Origin of the sequence: Alloalcanivorax marinus (assembly GCF_016906305.1) — a bacterium.
GTDB lineage: Bacteria > Pseudomonadota > Gammaproteobacteria > Pseudomonadales > Alcanivoracaceae > Alloalcanivorax > Alloalcanivorax marinus.
The window spans coordinates 151124-168956 of sequence record NZ_JADDOL010000004.1; the positions used below are offsets into that span (position 1 = coordinate 151124).

The window sequence follows — 17833 nt, forward strand, 5'->3', positions numbered from 1 at the left end:
CGTTAATCACCGCGCCGCTCCACTTCCAGCAGGTCCACGTTCTGGAAGCCGCGCGGCAGCTTGGCGCCACGCCGGCCGCGCTCGCCCAGATAGTGCTCCAGATCGCCGGGCTTGAGGCTCAGGTGCCGCTTGCCGGCACGGATCACCAGCAGGTCCTCGGGCCCCAGCACCTGCACGTCCTGGACGAACTCGGAACGGTCCGCCACCCGCGCGGAGGGAATCGCCATCATCTTGTTGCCCTTGCCCCGGGCCATCTCCGGCAGGTCGCGCACCGGGAACACCAGCAGGCGGCCTTCGTTGGACACCAGCGCGATCAGATCCCGGTCCGGATCCGCCACCCGGCAGGGCGCCAGCACCTTGGCGCCCTTGGGCACATTGAGCACGTTCTTGCCGGCTTTCTTGTTGGCCAGCAGGTCGCCGTAGCGGACGATAAAGCCGTAGCCCGCATCGGTGCTCATCAGGTAGGCGTCCTTTTCCTTGCCGATCACCGCCGCCACGAAGTGCGCGCCGGAGGGCGGGCTGACCCGGCCGGACAGCGGCTCGCCCTGCCCGCGCGCACTGGGCAGGGTATGGGTGGGCAACGAATAGCTGCGCCCGGTGGAGTCCAGGAAACACACCGGCTGATTGGACTTGCCCTGGGCGGCGGCCAGGAACTTGTCGCCGGCCTTGTAGCTGAGGCCGGCGGCGTCCACGTCGTGGCCCTTGGCGGCACGGATCCAGCCTTTCTCGGAGAGCACCACGGTGACCGGGTCGGCGCCCACCAGATCGGTTTCGTCCAGGGCCCGGGCCTCGGCACGCTCGACCAGCGGAGAACGGCGCTCGTCGCCGTATTTCTCCATGTCCTCTTCCAGTTCGGAGGCGATCAGCTTCTTCATTTTCGCCGGCGAATCCAGGGTCGCCTGCAGGTGCGCCCGTTCCTCGGCGAGCTCGTCCTGCTCACCGCGGATCTTCATTTCCTCCAGCTTCGCCAGGTGGCGCAGTTTCAGCTCCAGGATCGCTTCCGCCTGCAGATCGCTGAGCCCGAAACGTTCCATCAATACCGGCTTGGGCGCGTCCTCCCGGCGGATGATCTCGATCACCTCGTCGATGTTCAGGTACGCCGCCAGCAGACCTTCCAGGATGTGCAGCCGGTCCAGCACCTTGTCCAGGCGATGCTGCAAGCGACGGCGCACGGTGACCAGCCGGAACTGCAGCCATTCGTTGAGAATGGTGTCCAGGCTTTTCACCTGGGGCCGGTCGTCGATGCCGATCATGTTCAGATTGACCCGGTAGTTTTTCTCCAGGTCGGTGCTGGCGAACAGGTGGCTCATCAGCTGTTCCACGTCCACCCGGTTGGAGCGTGGCGTGATCACCAGGCGGGTGGGGTTTTCGTGGTCGGACTCGTCGCGCAGGTCGCTGACCATGGGCAGCTTTTTCTTCTGCATCAGGTCGGCGATCTGCTCCAGCACCTTGGCGCCGGACACCTGGTAGGGCAGCGCCGTGACCACGATGTCGTTTTCCTCGCGCTCGTAAACGGCGCGCTGCTTGAGGCTGCCCTTGCCTTCCGCGTACATGCGGATGATGTCGTTGCGGGGCGTGACGATTTCCGCTTCGGTGGGAAAGTCCGGGCCCTGGATGTGTTCCAGCAGATCGTCCAGCGACGCGCCCGGGTCCTTGAGCAGGTGTATGCAGGCCCGCGCCACTTCCTTCAGGTTGTGGGGCGGAATGTCCGTGCTCATGCCCACGGCGATGCCGGTGGTGCCGTTGAGCAGCACATTGGGCAGACGCGCCGGCAGCAGCTTGGGCTCGTCCATGGTGCCGTCGAAGTTGGGCACCCATTCCACCGTGCCCTGGCCCAGTTCGGAGAGCAGCACTTCCGCGTACGGGGCCAGCTTGGATTCGGTGTAACGCATGGCGGCGAACGACTTGGGATCGTCCGGGCTGCCCCAGTTGCCCTGCCCGTCCACCAGCGGATAGCGGTAGCTGAACGGCTGCGCCATCAGCACCATGGCTTCGTAGCAGGCGGAATCGCCGTGGGGGTGGAACTTACCCAGCACGTCGCCCACGGTGCGGGCGGACTTCTTGTATTTGGCGGTGTTCTTCAGGCCCAGCTCGCTCATCGCGTAGATGATGCGCCGCTGCACCGGCTTCAGGCCGTCGCCGATTTTCGGCAGGGCCCGGTCCATGATCACGTACATGGAATAGTCCAGGTACGCTTTTTCCGTGTAGTCCCGGAGGGACAGATCTTCGAAATCGTCAGCCATGATTACTCGCTATGCTCGTTGGCTTGCACGCTTTCACGCCAGCACGCACCACGCTTTTTGCGTGCCAGCGTGAAAGCGTGTCACGTGCAAGCGGTCTTACACTTCAGCCAGGTTGCCTTTCTGTTCCAGCCAGACCTTGCGGTCGGAGGCGCGCTTCTTGCTGAGCAGCATGTCCATCAGCTGGTGGGTGTCGTCGGCGCCGTCCACGCTGAGGCGCACCAGCCGCCGGGTGTCCCGGGCCATGGTGGTCTCGCGCAGCTGCATGGGGCTCATTTCGCCCAGGCCCTTGAAGCGGGTAACACTGACCTTGCCGCGCTTTTTCTCCGCCTTGATGCGGTCCAGCACGCCGGCGCGCTCTTCCTGATCGAGGGCGTAGTACACGTCCTTGCCCACGTCGATGCGGTACAGCGGCGGCATCGCCACGAACACATGGCCGCCACGCACCAGCGACGGGAAGTGACGCAGGAACAGGGCGCACAGCAGGGTGGCGATGTGCAGCCCGTCGGAGTCCGCGTCGGCCAGGATGCACACCTTGCCGTAGCGCAGACCGGTGAGATCGTCACTGCCGGGTTCGATACCCAGGGCCACGGCGATGTCGTGGATTTCCTGGCTGCCCAGTACTTCCGCCGGGTCCACCTCCCAGGTGTTCAGGATCTTGCCGCGCAGCGGCATGATCGCCTGATAAACCCGATCACGGGCCTGCTTGGCGGAGCCGCCGGCGGAGTCCCCTTCCACCAGGAAAATCTCGGTCTGCGCCGGGTCGTCGCTGGTGCAGTCCGCCAGCTTGCCGGGCAGCGCCGGGCCGCTGACCACTTTCTTGCGGGTCACCTTCTTGGCGGCGCGCAGGCGCTTCTGGGCGTTGTTGATGCACAGCTCGGCAAGCCGCTCGGCTTCATCGGTGTGCTGGTTCAGCCACAGGGAGAAGGCGTCCTTGACCACCCCGGACACGAACGGCGCGGTCTGCCGGGAGCTGAGCCGCTCCTTGGTCTGGCCGGCGAACATGGGGTCCTGCATTTTCACGCTGAGCACGTAGCAGGCCCGGTCCCAGATGTCCTCCGGGGTCAGCTTGACGCCACGCGGCAGCAGGTTGCGGAATTCACAGAATTCGCGCATCGCTTCCAGCAGCCCGGAGCGCAGGCCGTTCACATGGGTGCCGCCCTGGGCGGTGGGGATCAGGTTGACGTAGGACTCGGTGACCAGCTCGCCGCCTTCCGGCAGCCACACCACCGCCCAGTCCACCGCTTCGGTGTCGGCGCTCATGGCGCCGTCGAACGCCTCGGCGGGCACCCGCTCCCAGCCCCGGGTGCTGTCCATCAGGTATTCCACCAGGCCGTCGGCGAATTCCCAGGTTTCGCTTTCCCCGGTCTGCTTGTTGTCCAGGGTCACGTTCAGCCCCGGGCACAGCACCGCCTTGGCGCGCAGCAAATGGCGCAGGCGCGACACCGAAATCTTCGGCGAGTCGAAGTATTTCTCGTCCGGCCAGAAGCGCATGATGGTGCCGGTGTTGCGCTTGCCCACCGTGTCGATCACTTCCAGGTCGCTGACTTTCTCGCCGCCGCCGAATTCCATTCGGTGCAGCTGGCCGTCCCGTTTGACCAGTACTTCCAGCTTCTTCGACAGGGCGTTGACCACCGACACGCCGACCCCGTGCAGGCCGCCGGAGAACTGGTAGTTCTTGTTGGAGAACTTGCCGCCGGCGTGCAGGGTGGCGAGGATCACTTCCACGCCGGGCTTCTTCTGCACCGGGTGCGGGTCCACGGGCATGCCGCGGCCGTCGTCCTCCACCTCGATGCCGCCGTCCGCCAGCAGCGTCACGCGGATGCTCTTGGCGTGGCCGGCCAGGGCCTCGTCCACGGAGTTGTCCACCACTTCCTGGATCAGGTGGTTGGGACGGCTGGTGTCGGTGTACATGCCCGGGCGTTTGCGCACCGGTTCCAGGCCCGAGAGGACCTCGATGTTTTCAGAGGTATAGGTGTTGCTCATAGATGTCCTAAAAAACGCCGCGGGCGGGTTACAGCTCTATTCCGCAAAAGCGCAACACTAGCGGAACAAAGGCGTCGAAGTCATCAAAGCCGTGACTGCCGCCCAGCCCGCGGTAGAGGTGGCAGTCGGCGTAGTATTCCCAGCCGTCCCGCCAGTCCAGGGATTCGTCGCCGGTCTGGGTGAGCAGCAGCAGCTGCTCCGGCCGCTCGATCACCGGCACCTCGTAATGGCGCAGCTGCGCCACCCAGGCCGGGTCGAGCCGGTAGGCCTCGCCGGTGTGGTAGTTATGATTGATACCTGTGTATTTGTCCAGTAGTCGCCAGGGCCGCACCGCCGGATTGACCAGCGCCGCGCGCAGGTCATGATGCGCGGCCAGCCAGGTGGCGTAGAAGCCGCCCAGGGACGAACCGAGCAGCGCACAGGGGCCGGCGGCGGCCAGGGTGGCTTCCAGCAGCGCCATGGCGCGGCGCGGTTCCGGGGGCAGGGCCGGGATGTGCAGCCGGTCGGCGGCGCCGGCTTGCTCGAACACCCGGCGCAGCACGCCGGCCTTGAACGAGGCCGGCGAACTGTTGAACCCGTGGATGTAGATCAGGCTGGTGGCCGGTACGCTCATGGTTTCGCCGTGGGCTGCGGAATCGGACGCCAAGGGTACCGGGCCCGGCCACGCCCGGCCACTCCCTCCCGCCAAAGGTCGGTCCCCGCCGCCGCCCGTGCCGTGCTATAACCGTTTTATGACAATCGTTGATCAAGGAGGCCGCCACCAAGGCATGCCATGCTGACGTTGATGCACCTGGTGTCCGCGGTGGCACTGTTGGTCTGGGGCACGCACATCGTGCGCACCGGCGTGTTGCGCGTGTACGGCGCGCGGCTGCGGCGCTGGCTGGGCGGGCGCATGAACCGGGTGGTGGCGTTCGGCGCCGGCACCGGTGTCACCGCCCTGGTGCAGAGCAGCAACGCCACCGCCCTGCTGGCCAGCGGCTTCGTCGCCGACGGCCTGATGCCACTGGCCACGGCGCTGGCGATTCTGCTCGGCGCCGACCTGGGCACCGCGCTGATGGCGCGGGTGCTGACCCTGGATCTGTCGTGGCTGTCGCCGCTGCTGGTGATCGTCGGCGTGCCGCTGTTCCTGTCGCGCAAGCAGAGCCGCGCCGGTCAGTTGGGCCGGGTGGCCCTGGGCCTGGGCCTGATTCTGATGGCCCTGGAACAGATCATCACCGCCATGGGGCCGATCACCGAGGCCCGCGGCGTGCAGGTGCTGTTCGCGTCTCTGACCGGTGACCTGTTGCTGGACGCCCTGGTGGGCGCCCTGTTCACCCTGATCACCTGGTCGAGCCTGGCGGCGGTGCTGCTCACCGCCACCCTGGCCGCCACCGACGTGCTGTCGCTGCCGGTGGCGCTGTCACTGGTGGTCGGCGCCAACGTGGGCAGCGGCCTGCTGGCGCTGATGAACACCAGCCTGCACAACGTGGCCGGGCGCCGGGTGGCGCTGGGCAATCTGCTGTTCAAACTGCTCGGCCTGGCCCTGGTGCTGCCGTTAATTCCGCTGCTGGCGCAGCGGATGCCGGCCCTGCCGTTCGACAACCAAGACCTGGTGATTGGCTTTCACGTGGCCTACAACGGGCTGCGCTGCGTGCTGTTTCTGGCGCTCACCGGCCCCATGGCGCGGCTTACCCGGCGGCTGATGCCGGACCGCCCGGACGGCGCCGATGACCGCGCCCGGCCGCGCCACCTGGACCCGGATGCCCTGGACACGCCGCGGCTGGCCCTGGCCAACGCCACCCGCGAGGTGCTGCGCATGGGCGACACCGTGGAAACCATGCTCGACGCCATCGTCGAGGCGCTGCGCAACGAGCGGGTGGGCAGCGACCGCGACCTGGGCGCCCTGGACGACGAACTGGACGAGCTGTACACCGGCATCAAACTGTACCTGGCCCGGGTGTCCCGGGCCCAGCTGCAGGAGAGCGACCGGCGCCGCTGGTCCCAGGTGGTGGAGATGAGCATCAACCTGGAGCAGGCCGGCGATCAGATGGAGCACATGATGGAGAAGGTGCGCGACCGCAAGACCGCCCGCCGCCGCTCGTTCTCCGACAGCGGTCTGCAGGAGTTGATCGACCTGCATGGTCTGCTCAAGGCCAACCTGCGACTGGGCCTGTCCGTGTTTCTCAGCGGCGACGAGGAAAGCGCCCGCCAGTTGCTGATGGAGAAGAACCGCTTCCGCGCCCGCCAGCGTCAGCTGTCCCACGCCCATCTGGAGCGGCTGCATCGCAAGGTGGTGGAAAGCATCGAGACCAGCTCCCTGCATCTGGAGCTGATCGGCGACATGAAGCGCCTGAATTCACTGTTCTGCGCGGTGGCGTTTACCGCCCTGGAAGGGCTGGAGGACGAGGGCGACCGGCGAGGGCGACCGGCCCCTCAGTAACCTTTCACGGTGAGATCGACGTTGAACTCGATGCCTTCCACCCGGCTCACGGCGGTGTCGATGCGGCCGTCCGGCCACAGATCCAGCCAGCGGTAGCCGGGGCTGGCGTCGTCCACCGCGAAGTCGTCGCTGCCGGGTTTGAACTGCACGCAGGTGCTGGGCACCGCCAGCAGGCGCACACCGTTGCGCTCGGCGTCGTACTCCTGGTGCACATGGCCCCAGAGAATGCCACGCACCCGGGGATGGGCGTCGATCACCGCAAAGAACCGCTCGGCGCTGGCCACCAGCTGGGTGTCCAGCCAGCGGCTGCCCATCGGCACCGGATGATGATGCAGACACACCAGCACGTGCTCGCCCCGCGCCGACGCCAGCGCCTGGTCGAGAAAGCTGAGATCGTCGTCGAACAGTTCTCCGGGCACCTCGCCGGGAATGGTGGAATCGAGCAGCACCAGGGTCCAGGGCCCCTCCTCCGCCACGCACGGGCTGATGCGACCGGCCTGGCCACTCAGGGCACGCAGCATCGGGGCCGGCTTGTCGTGGTTGCCTTCCAGCCAGTAGATCGGTGCCTCGAGCACCGCCAGGGTTTCTTCCAGGCGTTGATAGGATGGGTAGGAACCGTCCTGGGACAGGTCGCCGGTGGCGACCACGAAATCCGGCACCGGGCGCTCCTGGCGCACCCGCTCAAGCACTTTCTCCAGGCTGAACTGCGTGTTCAGACCCAGCAACCTGCCGTCGCGGTCCGCGAACAGGTGAAAATCGGACAACTGCACCATGCGCAGCGGTTGCACCGGTTGCGTCAAAGCCCCGCTCCCGTCCTTTTCTCAATCAAGATGGTCTTGGTCAAGATCGTCGTGATCCCCGCGTTCGTGGCGACGCCACCGCGGGCCCCCAGTCAAAAACCGCCGGCATCCTCCCCGGGGAGACCAGCGGCCCTATGATTATCGTCGGGTACGGTTATAGCGAAGATGGTGGCGGTTTGCCAGGAAGGGCGTTCGGATTCCGGAACCAATCCGCAGTCAGTCGCCGGTGGTGCCGGAGCGGCGCCAGGGCGGCGCGGCGTCGCGGCCGTGGTCGTGCACATGGGCCAGCCACTCACCGAGAAAGCGGTTCCACTGGGCCTTCTCGTCGCGCTGGTGCATCTGCGAGTTGGGATAGGGGTAGCGGGCCTGCACGCGGCGGAACGGGCTGGCCTCGGTGACCTCGGCAAGCCGCGCGTCGTGATAGAGCCGCACGGTCAGGCGCGGCGCCGGCATGGCGTCGTGCAGGGCCTGGTCCTGCAGGCGCAGGGTGGTGGTGTAGGGCGAGCGTTCCAGCACGCGGATGTGGACGGTGCGCGGGCGCCCGCGGCCAAGCGCCAGATCCAGGCTGTCCCGTTCGCCCAGGGCGCGGATAAACGGCAGCAGGCGGGCGTAGTTGGATTCGCACTGGGCCATCAGGTCGCGAAAGTTCAGCCGGTAGCGGCGGGCGTTGCTCATGACCGCCACTCCCGATCCAGGGCCTCGCGGTGCAGCAGCAGCCACTGCAGGGTGATCAGCGAGGCGGCGTTGTCCACCCGACCGCTTTGCAGCAGCGCCTCGATGGCGGACACCGGCTGCACCACCACGCGGATGTCCTCGCCCTCCTCGGCCACCCCGTGAATGCCGCCGGCGCCGCTCAGATCGGCGCGGCCCACGAACACCTGGAGGCGTTCGTTGGAGCCGCCGGGGCTGGGCATGTAATGGGCCACCGGACGCAGTTCGCCGATTTCCACGCCGGCTTCCTCCAGCGCTTCCCGGCGCACCAGGTCGGCCACCGGCTCGCCGTCCTTGTCGGCGAGGCCGGCCACCAGTTCCAGGCACCAGGGGGTGTCGCGCCATTCCAGGGCGCCGACGCGAAACTGCTCGACCAGCAGGATCTCGCCGCGCACCGGATCGTAGGGCAGCACCGCCGCGGCCGGCGGCCGCACGAACAGCTCGCGCTTGACCGGCGCGCCCCAGCCGCCCTGGTAATGGCGGTGACGCAGGGTCAGGCGTTCAACACGAAAAAAACCCTGGAACGGCGTTTCCCGTTCCAGGATTTCCACGTCCTCGGCGGTGAATACCGGTTTCGGATCATTCATTGGCTTTGTGATAAATCTCCGCCCCTTTTTCACGAAATTCCCGGGACTTTTCCTCCATGCCGGCTTCCGCCTCCGCCACCTGGGCGCGGCCGTCACCGTAGGTGTCCCGCACTTCCTGGCTGATCTTCATGGAGCAGAACTTGGGCCCGCACATGGAGCAGAAGTGCGCCACCTTGTGCGCCTGCTTGGGCAGGGTCTCGTCGTGGAAGGCCCGCGCCCGGTCCGGGTCCAGCCCCAGGTTGAACTGATCTTCCCAGCGGAACTCGAAACGCGCCTTGGAAAGAGCGTTGTCGCGCAGCTGGGCGCCCGGGTGGCCCTTGGCCAGATCGGCGGCGTGGGCGGCGATCTTGTAGGTGATGATGCCTTCCTTCACGTCTTCCCGGTTGGGCAGCCCCAGGTGCTCCTTGGGCGTCACGTAGCAGAGCATGGCGGTGCCATACCAGCCGATCATGGCGGCACCGATGGCGCTGCTGATGTGGTCATAGCCCGGGGAAATATCAAGGGTCAGCGGCCCCAGGGTGTAGAACGGCGCCTCGTCGCAGTGCTTGAGCTGCTCGTCCATGTTCTGCTTGATCATGTGCATGGGCACGTGGCCGGGGCCCTCGATCATCACCTGGACGTCGTGCTTCCAGGCGATCTTGGTGAGCTCGCCCAGGGTGCGCAGCTCGGAGAACTGGGCCTCGTCGTTGGCGTCCGCCAGGGAACCCGGCCGCAGGCCGTCACCCAGACTGAAGGTGACGTCGTAGGCCTTCATGATCTCGCAGATTTCCTCGAAGTGGGTATAGAGGAAACTCTCCGTATGGTGCGCCAGGCACCATTTGGCCATGATCGAACCGCCCCGCGACACGATGCCGGTGGTGCGGTTGGCGGTCATCGGCACGTAGCGCAGCAGCACGCCGGCGTGGATGGTGAAGTAATCCACGCCCTGCTCCGCCTGCTCGATCAGGGTGTCCCGGTAGATCTCCCAGGTCAGGTCCTCGGCGATGCCGTTGACCTTTTCCAGGGCCTGGTAGATCGGCACGGTGCCGATCGGCACCGGCGAGTTGCGCAGGATCCACTCGCGGGTCTCGTGGATGTTCTGGCCGGTGGACAGGTCCATCACGGTGTCGCCGCCCCAGCGGGTGGCCCAGGTCATCTTGGACACCTCTTCCTCGATCGAGGAGGTGACCGCCGAGTTGCCGATGTTGGCGTTGATCTTGGTGAGGAAGTTACGGCCGATGATCATCGGCTCGATTTCCGGGTGATTCACGTTGGCGGGAATCACCGCGCGGCCACGGGCCACCTCGTCACGGACGAATTCCGGGGTGATCTCGGCGGGAATCGAGGCGCCGAAACTCTGCCCGGGATGCTGATCGGTGGGCAGGCCCGCGTCGCGGTGCTCACGCAGCTTCTGATTTTCCCGGATGGCGATGTATTCCATCTCCGGGGTGACGATACCCTGGCGGGCATAGTGCATCTGCGACAGGTTGCGGCCGGCCTTGGCGCGGCGCGGTGCGCGAATATGCGGGAAGCGCAGCCCCTCGGTGGCCAGGTCACGGGCGCGCCGGCGGCCGTATTCGCTGGTCAGGCCGTCCAGCTGCTCGCTGTCGCCGCGCTCCTCGATCCAGGCGGCGCGCACCGGCTCCAGGCCCTTGCGGATATCAATCTTCGCATCCGGGTCGGTATAGGGACCGGAGGTATCGTAAACCGCCAGGGGCGGGTTATCCTCGAACTTGCCGCCGGCCAGGGGCGTCGGATGTTGACGGATTTCACGCATCGGGACGCGGATGTCCTGCCGGCTGCCGGTCACATAAATTTTTCTTGAACCGGCGATGGGTTGGCAGGCTTCATCAATGGCGTTGGATACGGCGTGACGTTGCTCGTCTGGCACGGTCGGCCTCCAGGCAGTGGTGTAAGTGGGGAGGAAGGCGCCGCCGGTCGTTAAGGCCAGCATGACACTGGCCCAACACGGGCTGGGCGAACGCCAACACTATACGCCAGCGCCTCAAAGTCGAACAACCGCACCCGTGTGACCGGAACCGGTAGGCAACAGGAGTGTCAATCCCTTTTACTTGCCATTACCATACTGGCCAGTTCACCTTTAAAAAAACCGTTACCAACCATGGACAATGCAATGAAGCGGAGCCCGATAACGCCCCTGAGTCTGCTGCTGGCCACCCTGGCCGCGGGCGGCGCCCAGGCCGCGGACCTCACCAATGTCGCCAACGCCGCCTGGGATTACGACGGTACCTGGCGCGCCGACCGCCAGACCTGGGAAGCGGATCAGGAAACGCTGGTACAGGGGCGGGCCGCGCTGCTGCCGACCATCGATGCCAGCCACCGCCATTCGGAAATCAACCAAACCTACGAATCGACGGGTGACCTGGAGATAGACGGTAGATCCCGTTCCACCTCGGTGACGCTAACGCAACCGCTGTTCCGCCTGGATGCCTTCTACGGCTACAAGGAAGCCAAGTCGCTGACCTCCGTAGCCCAGGCCGAGTTCTACCAGTCCCGCCAGGATTTCGTGCTGCGCGTGGCGCAGGGCTACTTCGGCGTGCTGCGCGCCTGGGACACCCTGGTGTCCGCCCAGGCCGAGGAGAAGGCGATCAGCCGGCAGCTGGAACAATCCCAGGAACGTTTCGATGTGGGCCTGGTGGCCAGCACCGATGTGGAAGAAGCGCGCGCCGCCTACGACCTGGCCCGGGTGAACCTGATCGTCGCCGAGCAGGAATTCGATATCGCCCGCGACCAGTTAGAAACACTCACTGGTCGTAAATGGGAGACGCTGGCGGAGTTGCGCGACGATCTGCCGATGGAGGGGCCGCAACCGTCAAAAATGAACGCCTGGATCGATAAGGCCGCGTACCAGAATCCGCAGATTCTCGCCGCCCGCTACAGCGCCAAAGCAGCGGGTTTTACGGCCGACCGACAACTGGGGGCCATGCTTCCAAAGGTTCAGTTGTTCGCTGAGTATCAACACAACCACAATACCGATCCAAGCGTCTCGGGGGGCGACCCCGGCAATCAACTCACGCAATTCTACTCGACGCAACCGGACACTAATTCAAAGACTATCGGCATTGAAGTAACCGTGCCGCTGTTCCGCGGTGGCGGCCTCAACAGCCAGCGCAAGCAGGCGGCCCTGCTCGCCGACGCCGCCGGCCAGCGGTACCAGCAGACGATCCGCGACATCAGCCAGCAGGCGCGCACCTTCTACCGCACCGTGGAAGCGGACGCCCTGCGCGTGGAAGCGCGCCGCCAGGCGATCCGCTCCACCCGCTCCGCCCTGGAAGCGACCCAGTCCGGCTACGAGGTGGGCACCCGCAACGTGGTCGACGTGCTCAACGCCCAGCAGGCGCTGTACGCCGCCCAGCGGGACTACGCCAACGCCCGCTACGACTACATCCTGGACACCCTGACGCTGAAGTCCGCCGCCGGCGAACTGGACGTGGAGGATCTGGTGGCGGTGAACGACTGGCTGTCCGGCCAGGAAACCCTGGACCTCTACAACCCGGACCTGGAAGGCCAGAGCGAAGCGCAGATGTTCAGCCCGCGCTGAAGCGCGCCCCGATTGGCGGCCACCACCCCGGCGGCCGCTTCCCCCCGACGCCGGCGCTCGCCGGCGTCGTCGTAGAGGGCGGCCAGCGCCGCCGCCAGTTCCTCTTCCCCGGACACCACCGTAAGCGCCCCCGCCTCGTCCAGCAGGGCGGCGATGGCGGTGAAGTTGTGCAGCGCCGGCCCGGTCAGCACCGGCGTACCCCAGGCGGCGGGTTCGAGCAGATTGTGGCCGCCCACCGGCACCAGGGAGCCGCCCACGAAGGCCAGATCGGCGGCGCCGAACAGCATCAGCAGCTCGCCCATGGTGTCCGCCAGGTAGACCGCCACGCCGTCGTCCACCGCCTCCTCCCGGCTGCGCCGGGCGAGGCCCAGGCCGGCGCGGCGGACCTGGCCGGCCACGTCGTCGAAGCGCTCCGGATGACGGGGCACCAAAATCAGCAGGGCATCCGGCCGCGCGGCCCGCAGCCGGCGGTGGGCGGCCAGCACGATCTCATCCTCTCCCGGGTGGGTGCTGGCGGCGATCCACACCGGCCGCTCGCCCCAGGGCGCGCGCAGGGCGGCGGCCCGGTCGCGCACCGCGTGGTCCAGGGTCAGGTCGAATTTGACGCTGCCGTTGACCACCAGTTGCGACCGGCTCGCCCCCAGGGCCTGGAAGCGGTCCGCCTCCGCCTCGGTCTGCACCGCCAGGGTGTCGAAGCGCGCCAGCATGGGCCGCACCAGGCGCGGCAGTTTGGCGTAGCCCCGGTAGCTTTTCTCCGAGAGCCGGCCGTTCATCAACAGCAGCTTCGCCCCCCGGGCCTTGGCGGCGGCGCACAGGTTGGGCCACAGCTCGGTTTCCAGGATCACCACCAGGCGCGGGTCGAAGGCGTTCAGGAAGCGCCGGTAGGCTCCGGGAAGCTCCCACGGGCAGTACACGTGGGTGACGCGGTCGCCGAACAGGGCGCGCACCCGCTCGGAGCCGGTGGGCGTGGTGGTGGTCACCACCAGGGGGGTATCCGGGTGAGCCGCCAGCAGGCCCTCGATGAGCGGCGCCGCCGCCAGGGTCTCGCCCACCGACACGGCGTGCACCCAGACGCTGCCGCTCAGGGTGCCGCGCCGGTAGCCCAGCGCCAGGCGCTCGCGCCAGCGTTGCCGGTAGGCGGGCGCGCGCCGGCCGCGCCACCAAAGACGCAGGAACAGCAGAGGCAGGGACAGGTACCAGAGCAGGGTGTACAGAGCGCGCATGTGCGATCCATCGAGAGCGGCGAAGAGAGCGGACCGGCTATGCTAGCATAGCCGCGCATTGAACCGAGGTAGAGCCATGACCGACAGCGCCCGGACGCCCACCCTGACACCGGACATTCTGATTTTCGGCGGCGGCATCGCCGGCCTGTGGTTGATCAACCGCCTGCGCGAACGCGGCTACCAGTGCCTGCTGCTGGAAACCGGCACCCTGGGCGGCGCCCAGACCCTGGCCAGCCAGGGCATCATCCACGGCGGCCTGAAATACGCCCTGGGCGGCGGCCTGTCCAGCGAGTCCGAGGCGATCGCCGGCATGCCGGACCGCTGGCGCGCCGCCATCGACGGCCGCGACAAGGTGGATCTGAGCGGCCTGCGGGTGCTCGCCGACACCCAGAACCTGTGGTCCACCGGCTCCGTGGCCAGCCGCATGACCAGCTTCTTCGCCAGCAAGATGCTGCGCGGGCGCATCGAGAAGCTGAAGCGCGACCAGTTCCCCTCGGCCCTGGCCGACCCGCGCTTCAAGGGTCAGGTGTACCGCCTGGACGATCTGGTGGTGGACACGGAAAGCCTGCTGCGGGTGCTGGTAACACCGGTCCGTGACCAGCTGCTGCGGTTCGACCCGTCCCGGGACCGGCTGCACTGGGGCGACACCGGCCTGGAGGCCGCCGAGATCAACGGCGTGCGTATTCAACCCCGGCTGACCATCCTGGCCGCCGGCGAGGGCAACGCCGGGTTGCTCGCCGACGCCCAGAAGGCGCGCCTGTTCCCCCGCGAGTCGGCCCAGAGCCGGCCGCTGAAAATGGTGCTGGTGAAGCACCGCCTGGGCCACCGCCTGTACGCCCACTGCATCGGCGCCAGCAACAAACCGCGCCTGACCGTCACCACCCACGACCTGCCGGACGGCGATCTGGTCTGGTATCTGGGCGGCGACCTGGCGGAGCGCGGCGTGGACCGCACCGACGCGGAGCAGATCGCCGCCGCCCGGGCGGAGCTGGACACCCTGTTCCCGTGGCTGGATTTCGGCGACGCCCGCTTCGCGGTGATGGACGTGGCCCGCGCCGAGCCCCGCCAGCAGAGCCTGGCCAAACCGGACAACGCCTATGCCCGCCGCGACCAGGACCTGATCATCACCTGGCCCACCAAACTGACCCTGGCCCCGGACCTGGGCGACCGGGTGGACGCCCTGGTGGACCAGCACGGCCTGACGCCCGGCGCGCCCCTGGGGGAACTGCCCGACGCCCTGCCCCGCGCCGCCGCCGGCCAGCCCCACTGGTACCGCTGCTTCGGAGAACACTGATGGGCTTTCTGCGCGCGCTCGGCGACACCGGCCTGACGGTCAGTGCCCTGGGCCTGGGCACGGTGAAAATCGGTCGCGACCAGGGCGTCAAATACCCGGACGCCTTCACCATTCCCGACGACGACGCCGTGCGCCACCTGCTGGCCCGCGCCCGCGACCTGGGCGTCAACCTGATCGACACCGCCCCGGCCTACGGCCGCAGCGAGGAGCGGCTGGGCCAGTTGCTCAGCCACCGCGACCACTGGGTGATCGTCACCAAGGTGGGCGAGGAATTCGAACACGGCGAAAGCCGCTTCGACTTCACCCCGGAACACACCCGCGCCTCGGTGGAACGCAGCCTGCGCCGCCTGAACACGGATTACCTGGACGTGGTGCTGGTGCACTCCGACGGCAACGACCTGGCGGTGCTGCGCCAGGGCACCCTGGAGGTGCTCGACGACCTGAAACGGGAAGGCAAAATCCGCGCCACCGGGGTCTCCACCAAGACCGTGGAAGGCGGCCTGGAAACCCTGCGCCGCGCCGACATCGCCATGGTCACCTACAACCTGGCGCACCAGGACGAGAAACCGGTGATCGACTTGGCCGCCGAACGGGGCAAGGGCATTCTGATCAAGAAGGCCTTCGCCAGCGGCCACCTGCCCGCCGACCACCCGGACCCGGTGCAGGCCAGCCTGGACCGGGTGCTCGGCACCCCCGGCGTGGGCGCGGTGATCGCCGGCACCGTCAACCCCCATCATCTGGAAGAAAACGTGGCCAAGGCCCGCCGCGCCTGCGGGGAGGAACCATCATGAAAATACTGGTTACCGGCGTCGCCGGATTTATTGGCTTGCATACCGCCCGTGCCTTGCTTGATCTGGGCCACGAGGTGGTCGGCGTGGATAATCTCAATGACTACTATGCCGTAACGCTGAAACAAGATCGGCTCGCCCTGCTACGCCCCTACTCCTCGTTCCGGTTCGTCCGCCTGGACCTGGCCGACCGCGAAGGCCTGTCCGCGCTGTTCGCCAAAGAAGGCTTTCAGCGAGTGGTCCACCTGGCCGCCCAGGCGGGAGTGCGGTACTCCCTGGAAAATCCGATGGCGTATGCGGACAGCAATCTTTCCGGGTTTCTCGGGATTCTGGAAGGCTGCCGTCACCAGGATGTGGAACACCTGGTCTATGCTTCATCCAGTTCGGTGTATGGCGCCAATGAAACCTCTCCCTTTTCAGAACAGCACAATGTGGACCATCCGGTATCGCTGTACGCGGCCACCAAGAAAGCCAACGAAGCGATGGCACACAGCTACAGTCATATTTTCGGGTTACCCACCACGGGCTTGCGGTTTTTTACCGTCTACGGTCCCTGGGGCAGGCCCGACATGTCACCGATTCTGTTTGCCGATGCCATCACCCAGGGGCGCCCTCTCAAAGTGTTCAACCATGGCAAGCACCGACGTGACTTCACCTACATCGACGACATCGTGGACGGTGTGGTACGGGCACTTGAGCGTGTTCCCATGGGCAATCCGGAGTGGGATGGCGCGGCCCCGGACCCGGCATCGAGTCGCGCCCCTTGGAGACTCTATAACATCGGCAATGGCAGGCCCGTGGCCCTGCTCGATTATATTGAGCTGATGGAACAAGCGCTTGGACAGACCACGGAGAAAGAGTTGCTGCCGCTGCAGCCCGGCGATGTGGAACATACCTATGCGGACATCTCCGCCTTGCAGCGAGATACCGGTTATCAACCGAAAACCGATATCAAGACCGGCATCGACCGGTTCGTTGACTGGTATCGAGACTACTACCACTCCGGCCGATAGCAACGAGGATTGCAACCAAGGTGAGCAAGATAACCCTGGCGCTGGTGGCGCCGCTTGAAAAACCCGGCTTTACCGGCGGACAGGCCCGTGCCGCCACCATTCTCAGCGAGGCGCTGATTCAGCGGCCCGAAGTTGCTTTACACAATATCGTGCATCCCCACCGGGAAGAGGCGAGAGGGCGCTTTCATGCCGCGCTGCTTCGCGTTCGATTCCACCGGGACTTTCTCCGCACCCTGTTACGAATCCGGCCCGACGTGGTGCATTTTTTTGCGCCCTGCTCCTTTTACTCGATCCTGGAAAAAACCGTTATGGCTCAGGCGGCCCGCATGCTCGGGGCCAGGGTGATCCTTAATCTCCGCAACGACCCCCGCGGTCTTTTCAGCAACTCCTCACCACGCCGTCAGCGGGTGTTGGCCTTTATGTTTCGTCGCTATCACGGTTTGCTCTGCCAGTTCCAGCGCCTGCGTGACTTTTATACCGACGAGGCAGGCGTCGATGCGCGACGGATTTATGTCGTACACAACGCCATTGACACAAGTGACAAAATCCCCCCGATACAGGCGCTGCGGAAGCGCTTTGAGGATGCCCGCCTGATTTTTCTCGGTAGCGTATCTCCACGCAAAGGCCTCGAGACATTGTTCCAGGCGCTTACACGCGACGCCAAGGCGCGTTTCACGCTCGACATTGTCGGCGACCCGCAACCACCCGCCCACGGCGAACAATTGCGGCAACTCAGTGAGCAGCTCGGTCTGGGCGACAGAGTGACCTTCCATGGGCCCCGCTTTGGAGAACAGAAAGCGGCTCTGCTCAATGACGCCGGTTGTCTTATCCTGCCCTCGCGGGCCGAGGGCTTTCCCAACGTGGTATTGGAAGCCGCTCGCCTCGCGGTGCCTTCCGTATTGACCCGCACCGGCGCCGGCGAGGATATTCATCAAGCATTGGGCCGCGGCGCCGAGCTGGTGGATGTGGACGCCCCGGCGCAGCTTTGGAGCAGGATCGACGCCGTTTTCCAAGATGCCGACGAGTACCGCAATCGCGCCGAGGAAGCCCATGCCGGCGCCGCCAGCTTTTCCGTGGACACCATGGTCGAGGGGTTCGTCAGCGCCTATCAAGCCGTCCTGGAGGGCAGCCCACGCCAATGAGCAGGGGCCCAGCGATTCCAGTGCTCAAATGCTACACTAGCGTTCCCGCATGGAGACGAAATGGGCGAGCCGGCGGGGCAATCAAATTG

The 17833-nt window shown here is 66.2% G+C and carries 14 protein-coding genes; 6 read left to right on the plus strand and 8 right to left on the minus strand.

What is annotated here, in order from left to right; genetic code table 11:
- Window positions 1-2: 2 nt before the first annotated feature.
- The 3 genes from parC to IM760_RS05100 all read right to left on the minus strand — a co-directional run bounded on the left by parC (window position 3) and on the right by IM760_RS05100 (window position 4839).
- Window positions 3-2243, minus strand: coding sequence for a DNA topoisomerase IV subunit A (gene parC / locus IM760_RS05090; protein WP_204427457.1), 2241 nt, complete (start codon window positions 2241-2243; stop codon window positions 3-5).
- A gap of 96 nt (window positions 2244-2339) precedes the next feature.
- Complete coding sequence (parE, locus tag IM760_RS05095) at window positions 2340-4226, minus strand: DNA topoisomerase IV subunit B (RefSeq protein WP_204427458.1); 1887 nt, start codon at window positions 4224-4226, stop codon at window positions 2340-2342.
- Between the two features lie 28 nt (window positions 4227-4254).
- Entirely contained in the window at window positions 4255-4839 is a 585-nt protein-coding gene (locus IM760_RS05100; protein WP_204427459.1) for a YqiA/YcfP family alpha/beta fold hydrolase, read from the minus strand.
- Between the two features lie 159 nt (window positions 4840-4998).
- Here IM760_RS05100 and IM760_RS05105 point away from each other — a divergent pair, with 159 nt between their 5' ends.
- Window positions 4999-6645, plus strand: coding sequence for a Na/Pi cotransporter family protein (locus IM760_RS05105; protein WP_204427460.1), 1647 nt, complete (start codon window positions 4999-5001; stop codon window positions 6643-6645).
- Here the strand turns inward: IM760_RS05105 and cpdA are convergent.
- From cpdA to thiC, 4 genes are all read right to left on the minus strand, one after another.
- A complete protein-coding gene (gene cpdA, locus IM760_RS05110) occupies window positions 6639-7445 on the minus strand; it encodes a 3',5'-cyclic-AMP phosphodiesterase (protein WP_228234623.1) in 807 nt (268 codons plus the stop codon). The genes IM760_RS05105 and cpdA overlap by 7 nt on opposite strands.
- A 216-nt stretch (window positions 7446-7661) precedes the next feature.
- Window positions 7662-8120 (minus strand): DUF1249 domain-containing protein, encoded by a 459-nt coding sequence (locus tag IM760_RS05115; protein WP_204427461.1) that lies wholly within the window; start codon window positions 8118-8120, stop codon window positions 7662-7664.
- Window positions 8117-8743: an NUDIX domain-containing protein gene (locus tag IM760_RS05120; protein WP_204427462.1), complete on the minus strand. Its 627-nt coding sequence runs from the start codon at window positions 8741-8743 to the stop codon at window positions 8117-8119. The genes IM760_RS05115 and IM760_RS05120 overlap by 4 nt, the downstream gene beginning before the upstream one ends.
- Window positions 8736-10613, minus strand: coding sequence for a phosphomethylpyrimidine synthase ThiC (gene thiC, locus IM760_RS05125; RefSeq protein WP_262730543.1), 1878 nt, complete (start codon window positions 10611-10613; stop codon window positions 8736-8738). Before thiC ends, IM760_RS05120 begins: the two co-directional genes overlap by 8 nt.
- A 243-nt stretch (window positions 10614-10856) precedes the next feature.
- Here thiC and IM760_RS05130 point away from each other — a divergent pair, with 243 nt between their 5' ends.
- On the plus strand, window positions 10857-12284 hold the full coding sequence (locus IM760_RS05130; protein WP_204427463.1) for a TolC family outer membrane protein: 1428 nt from the start codon (window positions 10857-10859) through the stop codon (window positions 12282-12284).
- On the opposite strand, the gene waaA is transcribed toward IM760_RS05130, so the two are convergent.
- Window positions 12230-13507 (minus strand): lipid IV(A) 3-deoxy-D-manno-octulosonic acid transferase, encoded by a 1278-nt coding sequence (waaA, locus tag IM760_RS05135; RefSeq protein WP_138772730.1) that lies wholly within the window; start codon window positions 13505-13507, stop codon window positions 12230-12232. The genes IM760_RS05130 and waaA overlap by 55 nt on opposite strands.
- A gap of 76 nt (window positions 13508-13583) precedes the next feature.
- On the opposite strand from waaA, the gene IM760_RS05140 reads away from it, so the two are divergent.
- Genes IM760_RS05140 through IM760_RS05155 form a run of 4 tightly spaced genes read left to right on the plus strand, consistent with a single transcriptional unit; the run spans window position 13584 to window position 17744 of the window.
- Entirely contained in the window at window positions 13584-14801 is a 1218-nt protein-coding gene (locus IM760_RS05140) for an FAD-dependent oxidoreductase (RefSeq protein WP_204427464.1), read from the plus strand.
- Entirely contained in the window at window positions 14801-15592 is a 792-nt protein-coding gene (locus IM760_RS05145; RefSeq protein ID WP_204427465.1) for an aldo/keto reductase, read from the plus strand. Before IM760_RS05140 ends, IM760_RS05145 begins: the two co-directional genes overlap by 1 nt.
- Window positions 15589-16602 (plus strand): NAD-dependent epimerase, encoded by a 1014-nt coding sequence (locus IM760_RS05150; RefSeq protein WP_275579257.1) that lies wholly within the window; start codon window positions 15589-15591, stop codon window positions 16600-16602. Before IM760_RS05145 ends, IM760_RS05150 begins: the two co-directional genes overlap by 4 nt.
- A gap of 20 nt (window positions 16603-16622) precedes the next feature.
- Window positions 16623-17744 (plus strand): glycosyltransferase, encoded by a 1122-nt coding sequence (locus IM760_RS05155; RefSeq protein WP_204427466.1) that lies wholly within the window; start codon window positions 16623-16625, stop codon window positions 17742-17744.
- The last annotated feature ends 89 nt before the right edge of the window (window positions 17745-17833 follow it).

Coding starts and splice junctions, on each gene's coding strand:
- waaA (WP_138772730.1), bottom strand. CDS start 13,507: ATGCGCGCTCTGTACACCCTGCTCTGGTACCTGTCCCTGCCTCTGCTG.
- IM760_RS05140 (WP_204427464.1), top strand. CDS start 13,584: ATGACCGACAGCGCCCGGACGCCCACCCTGACACCGGACATTCTGATT.
- parE (WP_204427458.1), bottom strand. CDS start 4,226: ATGAGCAACACCTATACCTCTGAAAACATCGAGGTCCTCTCGGGCCTG.
- IM760_RS05100 (WP_204427459.1), bottom strand. CDS start 4,839: ATGAGCGTACCGGCCACCAGCCTGATCTACATCCACGGGTTCAACAGT.
- IM760_RS05105 (WP_204427460.1), top strand. CDS start 4,999: ATGCTGACGTTGATGCACCTGGTGTCCGCGGTGGCACTGTTGGTCTGG.
- IM760_RS05115 (WP_204427461.1), bottom strand. CDS start 8,120: ATGAGCAACGCCCGCCGCTACCGGCTGAACTTTCGCGACCTGATGGCC.
- IM760_RS05130 (WP_204427463.1), top strand. CDS start 10,857: ATGAAGCGGAGCCCGATAACGCCCCTGAGTCTGCTGCTGGCCACCCTG.
- IM760_RS05120 (WP_204427462.1), bottom strand. CDS start 8,743: ATGAATGATCCGAAACCGGTATTCACCGCCGAGGACGTGGAAATCCTG.
- IM760_RS05150 (WP_275579257.1), top strand. CDS start 15,589: ATGAAAATACTGGTTACCGGCGTCGCCGGATTTATTGGCTTGCATACC.
- IM760_RS05145 (WP_204427465.1), top strand. CDS start 14,801: ATGGGCTTTCTGCGCGCGCTCGGCGACACCGGCCTGACGGTCAGTGCC.
- parC (WP_204427457.1), bottom strand. CDS start 2,243: ATGGCTGACGATTTCGAAGATCTGTCCCTCCGGGACTACACGGAAAAA.